Consider the following 18,837-nt stretch of genomic DNA (forward strand, 5'->3'; position numbering starts at 1 on the left):
TGTGTATTCTCTTCCTGATCGCAGCCGCAGGAAAGAATCAAGAAGCAATTTTCTACGGGATCAGGTATGTCTAAGCTTGATCCCGTTTTTGTTTATATTCTTTCTCAAAGACGGCCTCTTCCCATCTCCAGTCACGGGGAGTGTACCCCATCCAGATGTTTTCTGGGTGGGGTTTGCTTTTCTGGGTTTGGTGGCGTATTCCGCAAAAATCACGTAAAAACCGCCCGCAATTCACGCCCCCCACACGATATCAGGTAAGCCGCTCTGCTACCATCAACAAAAATCCACCTATGGAGTTTGTTGTGATTGTGAATAGAAGTACGGCCGTATCCTTATCCATCTTCGTGGCGTTGGTTTTGTTGACCGCCACAACCGCCCTGTTGCTGAGACCCCGCCCCATCGTATTGGCCTCCACCCCTACCCAACCGCTGACCATTGCCGTGGGTGACGAAGAAGTGTGCACCGGCAGTAATTTGATTGCCAATCCCTCGTTTGAAGGCGACTACCCCGTTTACATTATGCCCGCGCCGGGACATCCCGACTGTCAAACCTGGTCGCCCGACCAGCCCAACCAGGTGTGTGAGCGTGTGAAGCTAGCCGACGATTGGCATCCGTACTGGCTAGACACGCCGCGTACCGAACCGTGGATGAACATCCAACCAGAGTACGTGCCCTCGCTGCCGCATGAAATTCCGCCACGGGTTCGCAGCGGCGAAAAGTCGCAACACTATTTTTCCTTTTGGAGTACCCATGAAGGAGGGATGATGCAGCAGGTAAGCGCGGTGGAGAACGGCCGTTACTGTTTCAGTAGTTGGGGGCAGGCATGGTCTTCACGAGAAACGCTGCCTGGTTGGGTGAGCGACCCCAACGACCACGGCGAGCTTTTCCAGCGTGTGGGCATTGATCCCACTGGCGGGACCGATTGGCAAAGCCCCAACGTGGTTTGGGGCGAAATGCGGATGCAGTATGACGAGTTTGGCCTGTTTAGCGTTGAGGCGGTAGCCGAGGCAGAGACGATCACTGTTTTTCTTTGGTCACGGCCTAACATTCCCGTGAAGCACAACGATGTCTATTGGGATGATGCTCGTTTGACGCTGATGGAATCTGCCCAAGTGACGTCGGGTGGCCTTACGAAGTTGCTGGATGTGGACAAGCCAACGGCCGTTACCCACACCATTGGCATCAGCATCACCGAAACGTTAGCATGGTCAGCCTCGTTAGACCCAGCTGGTACGCTGCCTGCCAGCCTCAGCCAAATGAGCGGCAGCAGCAGCAGCGATGTTGATTTGAGTTTCGACAGCGCGGGATTGTCCAGTGGTACTTACACCACTACCGTCACCGTTAGTGTGACCCCCACTGTACCCGGCGCGCCGTTTACCATCCCTGTAACGGTGCACGTTGTCCCTGAACTTTACGAGACCTTTGTGCCGCTGGCAGTACGGCCGTAACCAAAGAATACAAAAGTCCATTTAGGTGGCTGGAAAATCCAGAGGTAGCTCAGACTTTTGTATTCTGCGCTGCGTAACGTAAAAAACTAATTGAAGAATTGATACGATCCCACTTCATCCAGCTCAACGGCATGGGGCGGCTCTTCGCAGCGGTCGCGGATATTTTCCTGGAATTGCTGGAAAGCGGCCGTTTGCCCTAGTGGATTGCTGCCATCGGCCGTCTCAATTGAGGCGAAGTGGATAAAACTAACCCCGTCTTCCAATTTGAAGGTGGCATAACGAATTCCCTCTGGTGCGTTTTGTTGAAGCTCTTCATACACTTTCTCTACAAACTGCGTATTTTCTGCCACCTTATCTGCTTTTACTTTGTATCGAACCATCACACGTCTCATCATATTCTCCTTTTGAGAGTAGCTGGTGGTTGGTTATTTACCCTAGCCACTAGCCACTAACCACAACTTAACTATTTTCTTCACATGCCTGAAGGTAACAGGGCAAAACATGCTCCCAAGCATGGGCAAACGCATCTTTTCGCTGAATCCACAAATTGCCAATAAGCTCAGGGCCGCGATGGAAGACTTCGACCTTGGTGCCTGTTGTCTCCAGAGGTGTAAAGCGAATTTCTACCCGACTGGGCAGTTGAGCACCGCTGCCCAAATACCAGTTGTAGGCGAAATAGTGGGGCGGTTCCCAGGCAACCACCTCACCCCAAAGGTATGTCGTGCCGTTGGGCGTTTCTTCGTAGATTCGGCCACCCACGATGCCTTCGATGGTAACGGCCGTTTCCAAATCACCACTCATCGAATGACGTTTTGGCCACCAGAGCGAAATCTCCTTCGTCCAAATATGAAAGGCAGTTGTCGGATTGCAGCGAACGGTCACGCTCTTTTGAATGACAGTTTGTTCAACATTTTCTGTCATGAAGCTTCCGATGGGTAGCTATCGGCCAACTGCTTAAAGTTTGCCAGTGCTTCATCCCAAAATGGTTCCAGGAACTGTCGCGCAGCTTGGAACCCGCTGGGATCGATGGCAAAAATATTGGCCGTGCCGCGCCGCTCAAATGAAACTAAGCCTGCGTTTTCTAAAACACGCAAATGCTTAGAAACAGCCGGGCGTGTCACGGGTAGCTGCTTGGCAATCGCGCCAACCGGCAGCGGCTGGGCTTGCAGTAAAGTGAGAATGTCTCGGCGCGTTTGGTGACCCAATGCGTCCAACACGCGGTTAGCTTCTGTGTTTGTTACTAACATGGGTCAATGGTAACTCAAGAGTTACCAATGGTCAACTGAAACCCAAAATGAAAATGAGGGAACCTTTTTTGGCAAACGCTCGTTTACAAGGTAGATTCCGTATCGAGCCGATACGGTTGCCATTTTTCCTCAACGATTACACGCTAAAAAGTTGAGGGCCAACTAAAGGAACGGGGATATGTCTCAGCCAACAAATTCCAACAATAAACGTCAGCGCCGCTTCATCATCGCCGGCCTCATTTCATTGCTTGTCGTCATTGCCGCAGGCGTCGGCATTTGGTTTTACCAGCAGCAGGATGGGCCGAATGGCACCGATGGGGATGGATTCACCATTCCTACTTTGCGAACGGAAACGGCCGTTTCCAACACCGGTGGTCTCGAAAGCGCAGGATTTGGCGGTGCGAACAGTAGCGCTGCCAGCCTGCTCATCAGCCTCAGCGAAGGCCAATCCCTACCGGAAGCCGTGGTGGCCAATCCGCTAGTAACGGGCGAGCCTCTCACCGAAGCCGAAATTGCCCAAATTTTGGCACGACTGCCCGAACTGACGGGAGAGCCAACCGACGAGCAGGATTTCAACCTACCGGATGAACTCATCCCGCCGCCGCGCCCTGGCACCACCATTGCCCAAACCTTTCCCCCGCCCTTTACCGATGTTGCGCCACCAGATGTGCCAGACGCCCCGCTGGAAGTGCTGCGTTACTCGCCCGAAGGTGGCATTGGTCTGGCTCCATTTGTTAACATAACCTTTAACCAGCCGATGGTGCCGCTAACTGATCTCACCAGCCTGACAGAGGCCGAAGTGCCTGTGAACCTGACGCCTGACATCCCCGGCACCTGGCAATGGGTCAGCCCGCAAACCCTCCGCTTTGAGGCCGATGCCGACGCGGTTGACCGTCTGCCGATGGCGACCGAATTTGTAGCTGAAATTCCCGCTGGCACCGTTTCTGCGACGGGCAACGCCCTGGCCGAGACGGTGCGCTGGACGTTTAGCACTCCGCCCGTGCAAATGGTGAGCAATTACCCTGCCCAGTATGAACCGCAGCCGCTAGAACCAATCATTTTTGTAGAATTTGATCAGCTAATCGAGCCAGAAGCTATTTTGGCCGTCACCCGCCTCACCGCTGATGGCGATAGCGAAGCGATACGGCTGGCAACCGAGGCGGAAATTGCCGTAGATGAGTGGGTGAGCCGCCGGGTTGCGTCGGCAAATGAGGGCAGATGGCTGGCGTTTCGGGCAGAACGGCCGTTACCCCCCGACACCGAAATTGTTGTGAGCATTGGCCCCAGCATCCCCTCCGCCGAAGGGCCGCTCGTGAACCCACAGGCGCACAGCTTCACTTTTTACACCTACCCACCACTCCGCCTGGAGCGTGATTTTTGCGGCTGGTCAAATGGAGATTGCCCGCCATTGACCCCGTTCCATCTAGAATTTAACAATCCGCTAGACCCTGAACTGTTTAGCGAAACAATGATTCGCATCGAGCCAGAGCTGCCCGGCGCGACGGTGCAGCTCAACTACAGCGGCCTTACCATTCAGGGGCTAACCCAAGGGCGCACCACCTACGAAGTAACGATTGATGCGAGCCTGACTGACATCTTCGGTCAGACGCTGGGGGAAGAAGAAACGGCTCGCTTCCGCGTAGATTCCGCCACGCCGTTTGTCAGCGGCTCACGTGAGCTACTGGTCACGGCCGATCCGTCCACCAGCAACCCCAGCCTGACGCTGTTTGTGATGAATTACGACGAAATTCAGGTAAAGCTGTACGCCGTCACCCCCGACGACTGGGAAGCTTACATGCGTTACCTGCGTGCCCTGGACCACATGGACGAGGATGATGATTTCCCCACCCCGCCCGGTGAGTTGGTGGTGGATGAAATGATGGCAGTAGATTCTGTAGAGGATGTGTTGACGGAAACGGCCGTTTCCCTCACCCCAGCCCTCGATGGCGAAACCGGACATGTCATTGCCGTCGTTCAGCCACCCACGCTTGCCCGCGACTTTTGGGAACGCCGCCGCCAAATCATCCACACCTGGGTGCAGGTGACCCAAATTGGCCTGGATGCCTTTGCCGATCATTCCCAACTGGTGGCCTGGACAACCAATTTGGCCGATGGCAGCCCGTTGAGCGACGTGACCCTCTCCACCAACGGCAACCAATCCCATCAAACCGACGCCAATGGATTAGCGCAGTTTGAATTAAACAGTAGCGGCATTTTGTACTTGCTAGCCACGCAGGGGGACGACACGGCCATCTTGCCCGCCAACACCTCTTACTGGGATGAGCATGGCTGGCAGCGTCGTGAGCTGCGGGATGAACTGCGCTGGCACATCTTTGATGACCGCGCCATCTACCGCCCCGGCGAAACGGTAAGCGTTAAGGGCTGGCTGCGCCACATCAGCGGCGAGGGTGCCATTACGCTGCCCGGCGAGCGGCTTGAAGAGATTCGGTACACGCTGTATGGGCCTCAAGGGAATGTGATTGCGGATGGTGCGGCCGTTCCCACTTCGTTTGGCGGCTTCGATCTGCAAATTGAACTGCCAGAAAACACAAACCTGGGCTATGCCTACATGGAGCTTCGCGCCGTAGGCAATCTGCAAAACCTGGGCGGTGAATATGGCTTCCACGAATTTCAGATTCAGGAGTTCCGCCGCCCCGAATTTGAGGTAAGTGCCCGACAAGAAAGCGTGGGGCCATACGTGGTGGGCGACTCGGCCACCGTAGCCGTGACCGCCAGCTACTTTGCCGGTGGCCCACTGCCCAATGCAGACACCAACTGGTACGTCACCTCCACGCCGACCTATTATTCGCCTCCCGGCTGGCGCGATTTCACCTTCGGCACCTGGACGCCGTGGTGGTATTTTGATGGCTATGATTATGCCTATGAAGAGGCGTTTTTCTACGACGATTTCGGTTTCCCCGGTGACTTTGGCTCGGTAGCCGAAACGTTTAGCGGCGTCACCGATGGCGGCGGTGAGCACTTCTTGCAAATTGATTTTGAAGCGTTGGAAGGCAATCGCCCCTTCACCGTGTTTGCCGAAGCCACGGTGATGGACGTGAACCGGCAAGCCTGGTCGTCCAACACCAGCCTGCTGGTGCACCCTGCCGAGCTGTATGTGGGGCTACGCAGCGACCACACCTTTGTGGAGCAGGGCGAACCGCTGGAAATCGAAACAATTGTGACCGATATTGATGGGGCGGCGGTGGCTGGCACGGCCGTTTCCATCACAGCCGCCCGTTTGGAGTGGAATTACGGATCAGGGTATCAACCGGTAGAGACGTTGCACTGCAACGTCTCCAGCACCACCGAACCCGTTACCTGCACCTTTGACACCGATAAAGGCGGCACGTATGAAATTACGGCCGTTGTCACCGACGCGCAGGGTCGTGAAAACCAAAGCCAGCTTACCCGCTGGGTGAGTGGCGGTAAGCAGCCCGTGCAGCGCAACGTCACCCAAGAAAGCGTCACGCTTATTCCAGACAAAGAGGAGTACCAGCCGGGCGATGTGGCCGAGATTTTGGTGCAATCACCGTTTGGCTCTGCCGAAGGCTTGCTGACGCTCAACCGCAACGGTATTCTGTCTACAGAGCAATTTGCCCTGGAAAATGGCAGCACCACGCTCCGCATTCCCATCACGGAGGATCACATCCCCAACCTGACGGTAAAGGTGGATTTGGCAGGCTCTGCGCCCCGCACGGACGATGCGGGTGAAGAACTGGCCGATGTGCCGCCGCGACCCGCCTACGCCACTGGCTCGCTCAATCTGAGCGTGCCGCCGTACAGTCGGGAGTTGAGCATTGAAATTAACCCACAATCGGACAGCTTGGAGCCGGGAGCGGAAACGGCCGTTTCCCTCACGGTCACCAATGCCAACGGTCAGCCCGTCCCCGATGCGGAAGTGGCTCTCGTCGTTGTAGACGAAGCGATTTTGGCACTGACTGGCTACCAATTACGGAATCCGCTGGACGTTTTCTACAGTAACCAATGGAGCTGGATTGATAGCCGATACGGCCGTTCCTCCATTATCCTCGTCAACCCCGAATCGTTGGCAAATGAAGTTGAAACCACGACGCAGACGGTGGAAGTGACCCGCGTCGCCGAGTTGGTGACAGAATCTATTGAGGAAGAAGGCGAGGCGATGGATGAAGGCGCTGCCGATGACTCCGTTTTGGACTTTTTGGACGTATTGGAAGCACCTGCGGAAGCAGACGCAGATGCTGGCGGGCAAACGCCAATTGACCTACGCACCAACTTTGATCCGCTGGCCGTTTTTGCCCCCGTTAGCCAGACCGACGGTTCTGGCATGGCCGAAATCAGCTTCACCTTGCCCGACAACCTGACGCGCTACCGCATCATGGCCGTGGCTGTGGCGGGTGACAATTTGTTTGGTTCGGCAGAGAGTAATTTGACGGCGCGACTACCTTTGATGGTACGGCCGTCTGCCCTGCGTTTCTTAAATTATGGCGACCAGTTTGAGCTACCCATTGTCGTGCAAAACCAAACCGACGAACCGATGACGGTTGATGTGGCTCTCGACGTGACCAATCTCACCCTGACGGCGGGCGCAGGCCAGCGCGTTGTTGTTCCGGCCAATGACCGGGTGGAGGTGGGCTTCCCGGCCACCACCAGCAGCGCAGGCACGGCACGGTTCCAGGTGGCGGTAGTTGCTGGCGACTATGCCGATGCCGCCAGTGGCGAAATGCCCGTCTACACCCCCGCCACCACCGAAGCCTTTGCCACCTACGGCACGCTGGATGAGGGTGCGGTGGCCCAGCCGTTTGTCATGCCCGATGGCGTCATTCCCGGCTACGGCGGTTTGGAAATCAACACCTCCTCCACCGCGCTGCAAGCGTTGACCGATGCGGTGATCTACCTCACCGAGCACCGCTACGATTCGGCCGATGAGTACGCCTCGCGCATTCTTACCGTCGCTGCCCTGCGGGACGTGCTGACGGCATTTGAAGCCGATGGCTTGCCCGCACCGGGCGAAATGGAGATGGCGGTTGTCCGTGACCTTGAGGCACTGCAAGGCTTGCAAAATCCAGACGGCGGCTTCCCGATTTGGGAGCGTGGTCGGGAATCGTATCCGTATCACACGATACATGTGGCTCATGCACTGGCAATGGCCAGCCAAAAAGGGTACGCCGTGCCTGCCGATATGCAGGCCAACGTGCAAAACTATCTGCAAAATATCGAGAGCTATTACCCACATTGGTATGGCCAGCAAACGCGCTGGGCGTTGAGTGCCTACGCGCTCTACGTGCGCCATCTGGCCGGGGACAGCGACTTTGCCAAAGCCCGCGCCTTGCTAGACGAAGCGGGCATCGAAAATCTGTCGCTGGAAGCGAATGCGTGGCTGTGGGACATCCTGGCAGACGATCCGGCAGGTGCGGAGTATGTGGCGCAGATTCGCCAACTCATTAACAACCGGGCGGTGGAAACGGCCGATTCTGCCAACTTCACCACTTCCTACGGCGAAGAAGCCTATCTGATGCTCCATTCCAATCGCCGCACCGATGGCATCATCTTGCAAACGCTCATCAACCAATCCCCAGACAGCGATTTGATTCCGAAGGTTGTGAATGGCTTGCTGGCACATCGTACCCGCGGCCATTGGGGCAGCAGCCAGGAGAATGTGTTTATCCTGCTGGCGTTGGACAGCTACTTCAACACCTTCGAGGCGGAAACGCCAGACTTTGTGGCCCAAATTTGGCTGGGCGAGACGTACGCCGGGGCGCAGGCGTTTGTGGGCCGCAGCACGGATCGTTACCTGACGGAAGTGCCGATGGGCTACCTGGCGGACGAAGAGGTGGGGGATGTGATTGTGAGTGTGGACGGAGACGGCCGTCTCTACTACCGCCTCGCCCTCAACTACGCCCCCACCGACCTGTCGCTCGACCCGCTGAACCGTGGCTTTGTGGTGGAACGCACCTACGAGGCCGTGGATGATCCCGAAGATGTGTGGCAGGACGAGGATGGCACCTGGCACATCAAGCTGGGGGCGCGGGTGCGGGTGCGCCTGACGCTGGTAGCCGATAATCGTCGCTACCATGTGGCTTTGGTCGATCCGCTGCCTGCTGGGCTAGAGGCCATCAATCCGGCACTGGCCGTCTCCCAAAGTGCCCCCGCAGACCCGAACGACGTGGGCAGCAGCCTGCCCTGGTGGTGGTGGTGGCAATGGTACGATCACCAAAACATGCGGGATGAGCGGGTGGAGGCATTCAGTTCGCTGCTGTGGGAAGGTGTATACAGCTACGATTATGTAGCCCGCGCCACCACGCCCGGCACGTTCATCGTGCCGCCCACCAAGGCGGAGGAGATGTATTCGCCAGACGTATTCGGCCGTAGTGGGAGTGATGTGGTGGTGGTTGAGTAAGACTTTATCAACAGATTTCGCAGATTGAAAAGATTTTATCTGGTTAATCTGCGAAATCTTTGATTTTTCCCCAAAAAGCGACGGTCACCCGTAGACCATTCCCCAGCAAGGGTACGAAATCTTGGTTTTAAGCATCCGCCTCATGGAGGTTGGCAAAGTATTCCTGTAATAAGCGGTGGACAAATACATAGCCACCACCCACTTTGTATAACAAGATATTTCTGGCTGTGTGGTCTAAAAACTTAATGTAGCTTAATGGCATATGCCTTCTGTACCACAACGCGGGGCGCAAGAAATAATGCTTTATAATATTAGCTCCTCCATAAAGTAACCAGGCCATTATGAACAAAAGGATTCCTATTAACAGACCTGTTTGAACATTGACTGTTAATGCTACTAGAAGTCCAATTGGTATTGAGAAGACAGAAGCCATCAAAGTGCTGTTTTTAGCTGATAATAAAATGCCTTGATTTGGGTAGCTTTTTTTATCAAGGGCATTATTTTGAAACCCGTTCAAAAGTACAATCACTAATGTAAATAACAGAACATACACCCAAAATATAGCAGGATCAACGATTTGTATCAGTAGCCAGCCTGATATTAGCCCTGATGCTACTCCCCAAAGCAACCCTTTTAGCGCATGTTTCCACGACCATCCCAGAGTCTCAACTGTCCGAATTTCATCATGGAAACCTGTTCCATCGATAAAACGTACGCTTAATGAAAATGCAAATGTTTCAAATGCACAAGCAATCAGGGCAGTTTCCCATGGATCAAATAATAAAACTGTAAAAAAAGAAAAGAAGGCAACGGCAATACCTATTGTAGTAATTCTACTAGGTAGCCTATTGCTCCCTAACTGAGATTTTGATTGCTCAAAATACCACCCATCAATTAGGGTTACGAGAAAACTCAACATAGGAATTAAAATGAATGGCGAAAGAAAATAACTAAGACTGAGCGAGATAAAGGGAATCTTCCCCAGTTGTTCAAACAATCTTACTGTGAAAGCAGGCTCGACTGATTTGCCTATTAAGAAAACAATCCATGTAAGTAACCCAATCATTATCCCCGCTATTAGACGTGCCGACACTAAATATAGCCATTGCCATTTTCGATTGTTATGCCAGCTAGGTTGCAAATGCTCAATTAGAAATATGGTTTGGTTGTTATGGGTCATTCTTTGGGCTAGCCAGCCTAACCAATGTTGGGTTTGTTCTGGGGTATACGGTGAATTGGGTTGGCGGTTTAGCATCCGCTGTACATATCTTTCAAAAATCTGTTGATGATAAGCGGCTTTTGAATCCTCATCGTTGCTTGATTTTGCTAAATCATAAATTGGATTATTGTTGTTCTCGTCTCCGTTGTGAGAATTAGCTTCTTCCTCATAGGCAAGCGTCATGATTTGCAGCATCAATGGAGAGCGTGCCATTTCTTGTAAAGCGGCATCGATATGTATCGCTTCTCTTAAGCTGGCTAAATTGTTGCCAAATGTGGCTAAATACTCGTCAATTTGTGCTTCATTCAGTGCTTGTAAAAGAATCGCTCCCCCAAGCTTTAATTGAACCCCACAGGATTGATACTCATGCGTGCGGCTGGATACGACTAGATTGGTCAAGCCATGTTCGCTACGGAACTGATTGATGGTGTGGATACATGCTGTGCGTGCTTGGTCGGACACTTCATCTAACCCATCCAACAATAAAAGCAATTTGTTTTGTTTGAGCCAAGCCGTGCTAAGGTCGCGGGGGATTTGATATTTGTTGGATAGTTCTTCGACAACCCAATCAAACAGCGTATCTTTTTCTCGCCAAGAGGCAAGATTCAAAATGACGGGTATCGGTTCTGAGGGGTCTTGGTTGGCTACATAAATGAGCTCTTGGGCTAGCTCTAATAACGTAGTTGTTTTTCCCGCCCCCGGTTCACCCAAGATAAGAAGGGCTTTGTCTGATTCCTTGAATACATCAAGCAAGCTGTTGAAGGAATCTAATGATTGTTGGTCGTAGACAGTTGCCCCCACCACATCATGCCAGGGATTCTCGACCATTTCTGGGGTGAACTGCTTGCCCAAAGAGAGCAATCTTTCATCGGCTACAGACTTCTCAAATACCCCCTTTACCCAGAAGTTATTTACCTTTTCCAGTAAGATTAGTAGCTTTTTCCTGTCTTTCCACTCTTCGTGGGATAATCGCGTTGCTTCAGGAGGGAGCGAGGTGATATTTGCCGCTATTTTGGCATCAAATGCTGGCCATTCCACATAGGGTCGCAAACTTTGCGCTTGTTTGGCAAGCTTATCTAACATTTGATGGCGAATGGAGTAGCGTAATAATTCCCGAATCGCATCTTTTTTTGCTTCAGGAAAATTATCGTAATCTACATCTAAATCAAAACAAAGTGATTGAAATTCACTTTTATTGAAATAAGTGTTGAGATTGCTTTGTAATTGATTCAGATAAGTTTGTGACGCTTTATCCATAAGATTCACCGCATTTATGAAACAATCGTAAGCGCAATAATTTACTCGAAAAGGAGATTTTCTGGAGAAGTATAAGTTGTGGATAACAATATGAGTTCATAAGATTATAGTCGCCAACCTCAATTTGAAGCAAAATCATATGTTCACCGCTATAATTCCCCCATGCTGAATCTCATCTTTTTTGTGATTGGTCTGCTTGCGGCCGTCATCATCAACACCCTGGCCGATTATTTACCTTCGTCACATACGCCCTTGCGCCCGCAGTGGCACACCTGGGGCTGGTCACAGCGGAAACGGCCGTTGCTTGTGTTTGTGGGTACGGCCGTAATCTTCGCCATCTTGCCTCTCTTTTTAACCGATTGGGTGGATGCGGCCGTAAACAGCTTCCACATTGCCGTTCTCATCCTTATCATCGTTACTGATTTGGAGCATAAACTCATTTTCAACAAGGTGGTCTGGCCTGCTACGGCAATCGCCTTGCTCACTAGCTTGATCGTTAGTCCAGAGGAGAATAATTTGCGGCTGGCGTTGGTGGGCGCGGTTGTGGGCTTTGCCATTTTTTACGTGTTGTACTGGCTGGCCCAGATGCTGTATGGCGCAGAGCGCGTGCCGCTGGGCTACGGTGATGTGAAGCTAGCCATGCTCATGGGGGCGATGTTGGGCTTCCATCGCATCATTTTCGCCTTAATTTTAGGCATTTTTCTAGGCGGCGTTATTTCGCTGCTGCTGCTCATCAGCCGCCGCGTGGACCGCACAACGGCGCTGCCCTACGGGCAATATTTGGCCATCGCGGGCATCATCATGCTCATTTGGGGCGCCCAGTACGTCCGGCAATTTTTGAATTAGGGGCTAGTTGTTAGTGGCTGGTTGTCTTTACTAACCACCAGCTACTAACAACTAGCCGCGTGAATAATGTCAAACTTGCACACGCTCACCGAACTAAAAAATGCAGGTATCATTGTGGCTTTGCCGGGGGATTTACCGCTGGCGGCGATTATTCCGATTGCCGATGCATTACTGGCGTCGCCTGTTTTGGCGGTGGATGTGGCGGTTGGCAGCGCTGAGCTGCCCCAACTGCTGCACGATTTGCGCCAGCGGGCGGGGGATAAGCTATTGATTGGAGTGAGTGGGGTGGAAACGGCCGTTCAGCTCCAATCTCTCCCCTTCAACCACCTCGACTACATTTCCTCTCCCTGCTTGGATGACGTGCTGCTGACAGCTTGCCAGGAGACTGGTGTGGCTTATCTGCCAACTGTGATTAGCGTTTGGGCAGCCCAAGCCGCGCAGCAAAAAGGTTGCCACGCTATCCGCCTGCAAACCGGCGGCTCCGCCGGAGCCGATTACGTCCGCGCCATCCGCAAGGCGCAGCCCAATTTGAGTCTTATTGTGGAAACTGAACTGGCGGCTGACGAAGTAGCTGCGTACCAACAGGCTGGTGCAGATGCGCTGCTCATCGGCAAGCCGCTATTCACTGGCTCCGCCCAAACCATGGCTGATCTCATCACCCAAGCCCGAAAATTTAACAGGGCGTGGCAAACGGGCCACCAGTCACTAGCCGCCACCAACTAAGTCTATGAAAATTGAACGCATTGATCTTTATTACATTTCTATGCCATTGGTGTCGCCGTTTGGCACCAGCTTTGGCACACAGCTTCAGCGCGACTGCCTGATTTTGGCGCTGCACAGCGAGGGGCTGACGGGCTGGGGCGAATGTGTGGCCACCAACGATCCGGGCTACAGTTATGAAACGGCCGTTACCGCCTGGCACATCCTCTCCGACTTTCTCATCCCCGCCGTGTTGGGCAAGGAGCTAAACGAGCCGGAACAGCTACAGGGTTGGCTCCGCAAGGTGCGCGGCCATCCGTTGGCCAAAGCCACGCTGGATCAGGCCGCTTGGGACATCACCGCCCAGCGGGATGGGCTGTCGCTGGCTCAAAAGCTGGCCCAGCCGTACCCAGAAGGCTCGCGTGAGTGCGTGAAGGTGGGCGTCAGCATCGGGACGCAGCCCAGCATTGCCCAAACGATGGACGTGATTGCTAAACATTTGGGTGAAGGATACGGCCGTATCAAGCTCAAAATCAAGCCAGGCTGGGACATAAAAATGGTGTGGCAAGCTCGCAACACCTTCCCCGATGTGCCCATCATGCTCGATGCCAACTCTGCCTACACGCTGGACGATGCCATCATTTTTCAATCCATGGATGAGCTGGATTTCCTGATGATTGAGCAACCGCTGGGGTACGATGATATTTATGACCATAGTCAATTACGGCCGCAAATTAAAACCCCGCTCTGCCTGGACGAGAGCATTCACTCAGCCGAACATGCCCGCTACGCCATTGCCCTGCAAGCGTGTGACATCATCAACATTAAGCCTACGCGCGTCAGCGGCTGGACAGAAGCCCGCAAAATTCACGATTTGGGCGTGGCGCACGGGCTGGGTTTGTGGGTGGGCGGCATGTTAGAAACAGGCGTGGGGCGGGCGGCACAGCTAGCCATGGCCTCGCTACCCGGCATTTCACTTCCCGGCGACATCTCTGCAACGGCACGCTACTACGAAAATGACATCGCCACCCCCTTCTACCTAAACGCAGAAGATAGTACAATTACCGTGCCCACTGGCCTCGGCCTGGGCATCGAGTTAGATATGGCGCGCTTGAAGGAAGTAACATTGAAGCAAGAGAGTTTTGCGTAAAGATTGGTTCAATCTCTAAGATTGAACCAATCTGCACCGAGGAAATTATGTTTGAAGATAAAACAATTGCATTTATTGGCAGCGGCGTGATGGGCGAGGCGATGATTCGCGGTTTGCTGGCACAGAAAAATGTGCTGCCCAGCCAAATTTTGGCGGCTGATCCCTGGGGCCAGCGGCGTGAAGAACTGAATGATCGCTACAGCATTGGCGTTACCGACGACAACCGGGAAGCGGCAGAAAATGGGCAAATTGTGGTGCTATCTATAAAACCACAAACGCTGCCTTATGTTTTACCGGAGATTCGTGGTCATCTGCGACGCCAGGATTTGCTGCTGTCTATCATTGCTGGAACCCCTATCAAGAAATTGGCAAATGGCACGGCTCATGCGGCCGTTGTGCGGGCCATGCCCAACACACCTGCCCAAATTGGGCAAGGCATTACCGTCTGGACAAGCACGCCAGAGGTAACAGACGTGCAAAAGCAGCAGGCTCAGGCAATTTTGGCCTCGCTGGGGCAGGAAATTTACGTGGATGAAGAAGAGTATCTGGATATGACAACGGCTTTAAGCGGCTCTGGCCCCGGCTACGTGTTTATGATGATGGAAGCGTTAATTGACGCAGGCGTGCACCTGGGCTTCTCGCGGCGCATCGCCGAGCAGCTTGTCTTCCAAACGATGATTGGTTCTGTAAACTACGCCATTGAGTCTGGTAAGCACGTAGCCGAATTGCGAAATCAGGTTACGTCCCCCGGCGGCACCACGGCGGCGGCTCTGTACCACATGGAAAAAGGCGGTCTCCGCACGGTCATCTCGCGCGGCATTTGGGCTGCTTATGAACGTTCCGTCTCCCTGGGCAAGGGCAAGGCGGAGGAAGATCCGGAGGGTTAGCCGTGGTCGGTAATCCGTAATCGGTTTGCCGTTCACGGATTACAGATTACTGTTCCCTGATTACCGGAAGAATGTTCCCCTTTGTACTACTGCAACACGGCCGTTTCTGGCGTAAATTTCAGAAGCCAGTAAGCGTGGTTACGGCCGTTTCTCCCCAAGACGTTTTGCCTGCGCTGGTTGAACTGGAAACGGCCGTTCAGGCTGAAAACCTGTACGCGGCAGGATTCATTAGCTACGAAGCCGCTGCCGCTTTTGACTTGGCTGTTCACGCGCCAGTTGATGGACTGCCGTTGCTTTGGTTTGGGTTGTTTGATGGGTTTGAGGAGATTGAATCGCTAATCTCCAATCCTTCGGCAAGTTCAGGACAAGTTCTCCAATCTCCCACTGTAGGTAATTGGCAACCTGCGGTCAGCCGAACAGACTACGATTTCGCCATCCAGCAAATTAAAGATCACATTGCGGCGGGGGATACTTACCAGGTGAACTACACCTTTCCGCAGCATGCCCACTTTGCCGAGGAGCCGCTGGCCTATTTTGCGGAATTGGTGGCGGCGCAGCAGGCAAATTATGCTGCGTATTTGGACATCGGGCGGTTTGCCATTTGCTCGGCCTCACCGGAGCTATTTTTTCGCAAAGATGGCACTCGCCTCTACGCCAAACCGATGAAGGGAACGGCCGTTCGCGGCCTCACTTTAGCGCAAGACAAAGCCAACATCGCCTGGCTGACCCATTCAGAGAAAAACCGCGCCGAAAATGTGATGATTGTGGACATGATCCGCAACGACATGGGGCGTGTGGCCGAAATTGGCAGCGTCCATGTGCCGAAGCTGTTTGAGGTGGAGCGATACCCCACGCTGCTGCAAATGACCTCCACCGTGGAAGCCCAAACCCACGCCCCGTTGAGCCAGATTTTGGCAAATATGTTCCCCTGCGCCTCGATCACTGGCGCACCGAAAGTGAGAACGATGGAAATTATCAAGAAATTAGAGCCACAGCCGCGTGGCGTGTACACAGGCTCGATTGGTTTCCTCGCGCCGGATGGGACGGCACAGTTCAACGTCGCCATTCGCACGGTGTTGGTGGATCGTGAGCGGGAGCAAGCCACCTACGGTGTGGGCAGCGGCATCGTTTGGGATTCGGTGGCGGCGGATGAGTATGAGGAGTGCAAGGTGAAATCGCGGGTGCTAACGGAGAAACGGCCGTCTTTCTCACTTATCGAAACCATGCTGTGGCAGCCGGACGGTGGCCTCTTTTTACTAGATGAGCATTTGGCGCGATTGCGCGGCTCGGCTGAATATTTTGGGATTGAGTGGGGGGAAACGGCCGTTCTTGCTCAACTTGATTCCCTGTGCCAAACACTCACCGAACCCGTCAAAGTGCGATTATTGTTGGGGCAGGACGGCCGTATCACTCTGCAAACTGTTCCGCTGAGCGTCGGTGCACGGCCAAACCCGGTGCGTATCGGATTAGCGAAGGAGCCAATCAATTCGCAAACTGTTTGGCTGTACCACAAAACCACCCGCCGCCAGCTTTACGAAGATGCTCGCGCTTCCCGCCCGGACTGCGACGACGTCATTCTGCACAACGAACGCGGCGAACTGACCGAAGCCAGTAGTTCCAACATCGCCCTGCTGCTGGATGGCGAACTGGTGACGCCGCCCATTGAGTCTGGCTTGCTAGGCGGCACCTTTCGCAGCTATTTGCTCAAAACCCCCGCTGGTTTTCAGAACCCAGGTGGCCTGCCCCTGCGCGAAAAAGTCTTGCGCCTTGCTGATTTAGAACGTTGTGAGGGGATTTATTTGCTGAATTCGGTTAGAGGATGGGGAATGGGTGTCTATTGCAACATTTTGGGCGAGGCGACCGGAGGATAAGATGGTTCGCTTGGAAAAAATGATCCCCGGTCACCTCGTCCCTACTTCTCACTAACTTCCGCTTTCCTCGGCAATTGCTTCCAGCTTCAATTGTGCTTGCAGGCCGCTGATGTGTGCCTCTAGCTCTACTAGTTCATCCCTCTGTGCCGAGATTTTGTCGTTTTCAGCCCGGACAAAGCGGGCAAAGGGGGCAATTGTATCTTCGATGCGCTGTGCGCCGCGCTCCATCTCGCGGGTGAACTGTTCCGTCAGGCTGCCAACCAATTTTTGGCGCAGGGCTGCCAGCTTTTCTTCTAACTCACGTTTTGCTCTGCGGCGGCGTGCTGGCAAGATGAGTGCCCCCAGCGTGGCAAAGGCAATGCCTGCCACGACGCCTGTTACGTCCAAAAAGACTAGCTGCAACCCGCCAGTTAATGCCAAGCCTAAACCGGCTGCGCCAGCAGCACCCGCCAGCCCTGTGCCTACCACGGCGGAACGCGCTACCTCGGCCAGTTCTGTTGCTTCTTTGTCTTTGTCGTAGGTTTCTACGGCGCGTTGGGTAGCGGCTCCGATGGAGCTAACCAGCCGGGCACGGTCGTAGGCCAGCGTACCTTCTTTGGGGCCAGATTGCCCCACGACGCGGTTGTCGTGGGCTTCTTTGCGCTGGGCCATATGTTCAGCAACGGCCGTCCACTGCCGTAAGTCTTGCTCCACCATCCAGTCAACCAATTCGCTGACGCGATTTTCAATCTGCTTGGGGGTGTCGGCTACCACCTTGGTCTCGAACGCTTTTTCCAAGCTGCGCGAGCGCATCAAATCAGTAACGCGGCTAAAGCGAATCATCTCGTCAAAAAAATCATCGCCGCGCTTTTCCATCGCGTACAAAATGTTGTCAACTTCGCTGAGGCGGGCTTTGAAGTTGCGCTGCATGTCCTCGTCGTAATAGAGCATTTGCCGCTCAATATCGTCCAGCAGTTGGCGATCATCTTGCAGCGATGCCAGGTCAGATTCACTGTGGGTTAGCTGTTTGCGAACCAGCTTGAGTCCTACGCCTAATGGATTGAGCAGCTTGAGCCGGAAACGGCCGTCATCGTCCAACGTGTCGTGAATAAACTGCTCCAGCGGCTCAAAGCCACTTTCTGCCCACAATTGCGGTTGCCCCGCCTTGGCGTGCTGCGCCTGTTTAGCCGAGATGGGGAACACCGCTGAAATCTCCCCCACCAAATTTTTGGCAGAATCCTGCACAAACTCAATCACCTGGTTGCGCTCACCTTCTTCGGTAAGGATGTCGGTTTTGTTCACCAGCAGCACAATTTTCTTGCCCCAATCTCGAATCTGGGTCAAAAAATTGCGCTCGCTTTCGCTAAACGGCCGATCAGCCGAGGTGATAAACAAAACCAAATCAGAACGGGGGATAAATTCGGCCGTGAGGGCTTCATGTTCGCGCAGGATGGCGTTAGTGCCCGGTGTGTCCACAATGCTGATCTTGTTCAGCATTTCGATGGGGGCGGTTTGCACCCAGACGCCTTTGTCGCCCGGAACGAGATTGGTTACTTCGCCATATTTCAGCAGATAGATTTGGCTGGTGGTGGGGGTCACGCCCTCGGTTTGCAGCTCTTGCCCCAAAAAGGCGTTGATGAAGGCAGATTTGCCCGCGTTGAACTCACCAGCCACCACCAGCAGGAATAAATCATCCAGTTGGCGGATTGAGTCAGCTAGGGCGGTGCGATCTTCGGTGGAAGCGGCCGTATCGCCCAGTAAGTCACGCAGTTGGCCCAGCGTGTCGCGGGTGCGTTTGAGCAATTCTTCTTGCTCTGTGTTTAGAATAGCGTCCATAGATTATCCCTGTAGAAAATTC

At 53.7% G+C, this 18,837-nt stretch carries 12 protein-coding genes; 7 read left to right on the plus strand and 5 right to left on the minus strand.

The genetic code is table 11. The features are described from left to right. The first annotated feature begins 302 nt into the window (after nt 1-302). Nucleotides 303-1,448, plus strand: a complete 1,146-nt coding sequence (locus ACOQPM_RS00755) for a hypothetical protein (RefSeq protein ID WP_420627311.1) — start codon at nt 303-305, stop codon at nt 1,446-1,448. A gap of 86 nt (nt 1,449-1,534) precedes the next feature. Here ACOQPM_RS00755 and ACOQPM_RS00760 read toward each other — a convergent pair whose 3' ends face one another. The 3 genes from ACOQPM_RS00760 to ACOQPM_RS00770 form a co-directional block, all read right to left on the minus strand. Further along, nucleotides 1,535-1,828 carry a hypothetical protein gene (locus tag ACOQPM_RS00760; RefSeq protein ID WP_420627312.1) on the minus strand — a complete coding sequence of 98 codons (294 nt, stop codon included), beginning with the start codon at nt 1,826-1,828 and terminating at the stop codon, nt 1,535-1,537. A 79-nt stretch (nt 1,829-1,907) separates the two neighbouring features. Next, the gene (locus ACOQPM_RS00765; protein ID WP_420627313.1) at nt 1,908-2,369 is read right to left on the minus strand and encodes an SRPBCC domain-containing protein; all 462 of its coding nucleotides are present in this window, start codon (nt 2,367-2,369) and stop codon (nt 1,908-1,910) included. Beyond that, the gene (locus tag ACOQPM_RS00770; RefSeq protein WP_420627314.1) at nt 2,366-2,695 is read right to left on the minus strand and encodes an ArsR/SmtB family transcription factor; all 330 of its coding nucleotides are present in this window, start codon (nt 2,693-2,695) and stop codon (nt 2,366-2,368) included. Before ACOQPM_RS00770 ends, ACOQPM_RS00765 begins: the two co-directional genes overlap by 4 nt. Nucleotides 2,696-2,873: 178 nt before the next feature. On the opposite strand from ACOQPM_RS00770, the gene ACOQPM_RS00775 reads away from it, so the two are divergent. Beyond that, on the plus strand, nt 2,874-9,071 hold the full coding sequence (locus ACOQPM_RS00775) for an alpha-2-macroglobulin family protein (RefSeq protein ID WP_420627315.1): 6,198 nt from the start codon (nt 2,874-2,876) through the stop codon (nt 9,069-9,071). Between the two features lie 127 nt (nt 9,072-9,198). Here the strand turns inward: ACOQPM_RS00775 and ACOQPM_RS00780 are convergent, their stop codons facing one another. After that, nucleotides 9,199-11,547, minus strand: coding sequence for an NACHT domain-containing protein (locus ACOQPM_RS00780; RefSeq protein WP_420627316.1), 2,349 nt, complete (start codon nt 11,545-11,547; stop codon nt 9,199-9,201). Nucleotides 11,548-11,709: 162 nt separating this feature from the next. Between ACOQPM_RS00780 and ACOQPM_RS00785 the strand changes: the two genes are divergently transcribed. The 5 genes from ACOQPM_RS00785 (at nt 11,710) to pabB (ending at nt 17,000) form a co-directional block, all read left to right on the plus strand. Continuing rightward, on the plus strand, nt 11,710-12,393 hold the full coding sequence (locus ACOQPM_RS00785) for a prepilin peptidase (RefSeq protein WP_420627317.1): 684 nt from the start codon (nt 11,710-11,712) through the stop codon (nt 12,391-12,393). A 66-nt stretch (nt 12,394-12,459) separates the two neighbouring features. Next, nucleotides 12,460-13,116: a hypothetical protein gene (locus tag ACOQPM_RS00790; protein WP_420627318.1), complete on the plus strand. Its 657-nt coding sequence runs from the start codon at nt 12,460-12,462 to the stop codon at nt 13,114-13,116. Between the two features lie 4 nt (nt 13,117-13,120). Then, on the plus strand, nt 13,121-14,242 hold the full coding sequence (gene menC / locus ACOQPM_RS00795; RefSeq protein WP_420627319.1) for an o-succinylbenzoate synthase: 1,122 nt from the start codon (nt 13,121-13,123) through the stop codon (nt 14,240-14,242). A gap of 47 nt (nt 14,243-14,289) precedes the next feature. Next, the gene (gene proC, locus ACOQPM_RS00800; RefSeq protein ID WP_420627320.1) at nt 14,290-15,129 is read left to right on the plus strand and encodes a pyrroline-5-carboxylate reductase; all 840 of its coding nucleotides are present in this window, start codon (nt 14,290-14,292) and stop codon (nt 15,127-15,129) included. Between the two features lie 71 nt (nt 15,130-15,200). Then, nucleotides 15,201-17,000 (plus strand): aminodeoxychorismate synthase component I, encoded by a 1,800-nt coding sequence (gene pabB, locus ACOQPM_RS00805; protein WP_420627321.1) that lies wholly within the window; start codon nt 15,201-15,203, stop codon nt 16,998-17,000. Between the two features lie 51 nt (nt 17,001-17,051). Here the strand turns inward: pabB and ACOQPM_RS00810 are convergent, their stop codons facing one another. After that, nucleotides 17,052-18,815: a dynamin family protein gene (locus tag ACOQPM_RS00810; RefSeq protein ID WP_420627322.1), complete on the minus strand. Its 1,764-nt coding sequence runs from the start codon at nt 18,813-18,815 to the stop codon at nt 17,052-17,054. Between the last annotated feature and the right edge of the window lie 22 nt (nt 18,816-18,837).

This window comes from Candidatus Leptofilum sp. (assembly GCF_965223525.1).
Taxonomy (GTDB): Bacteria; Chloroflexota; Anaerolineae; order Promineifilales; family Promineifilaceae; genus Leptofilum.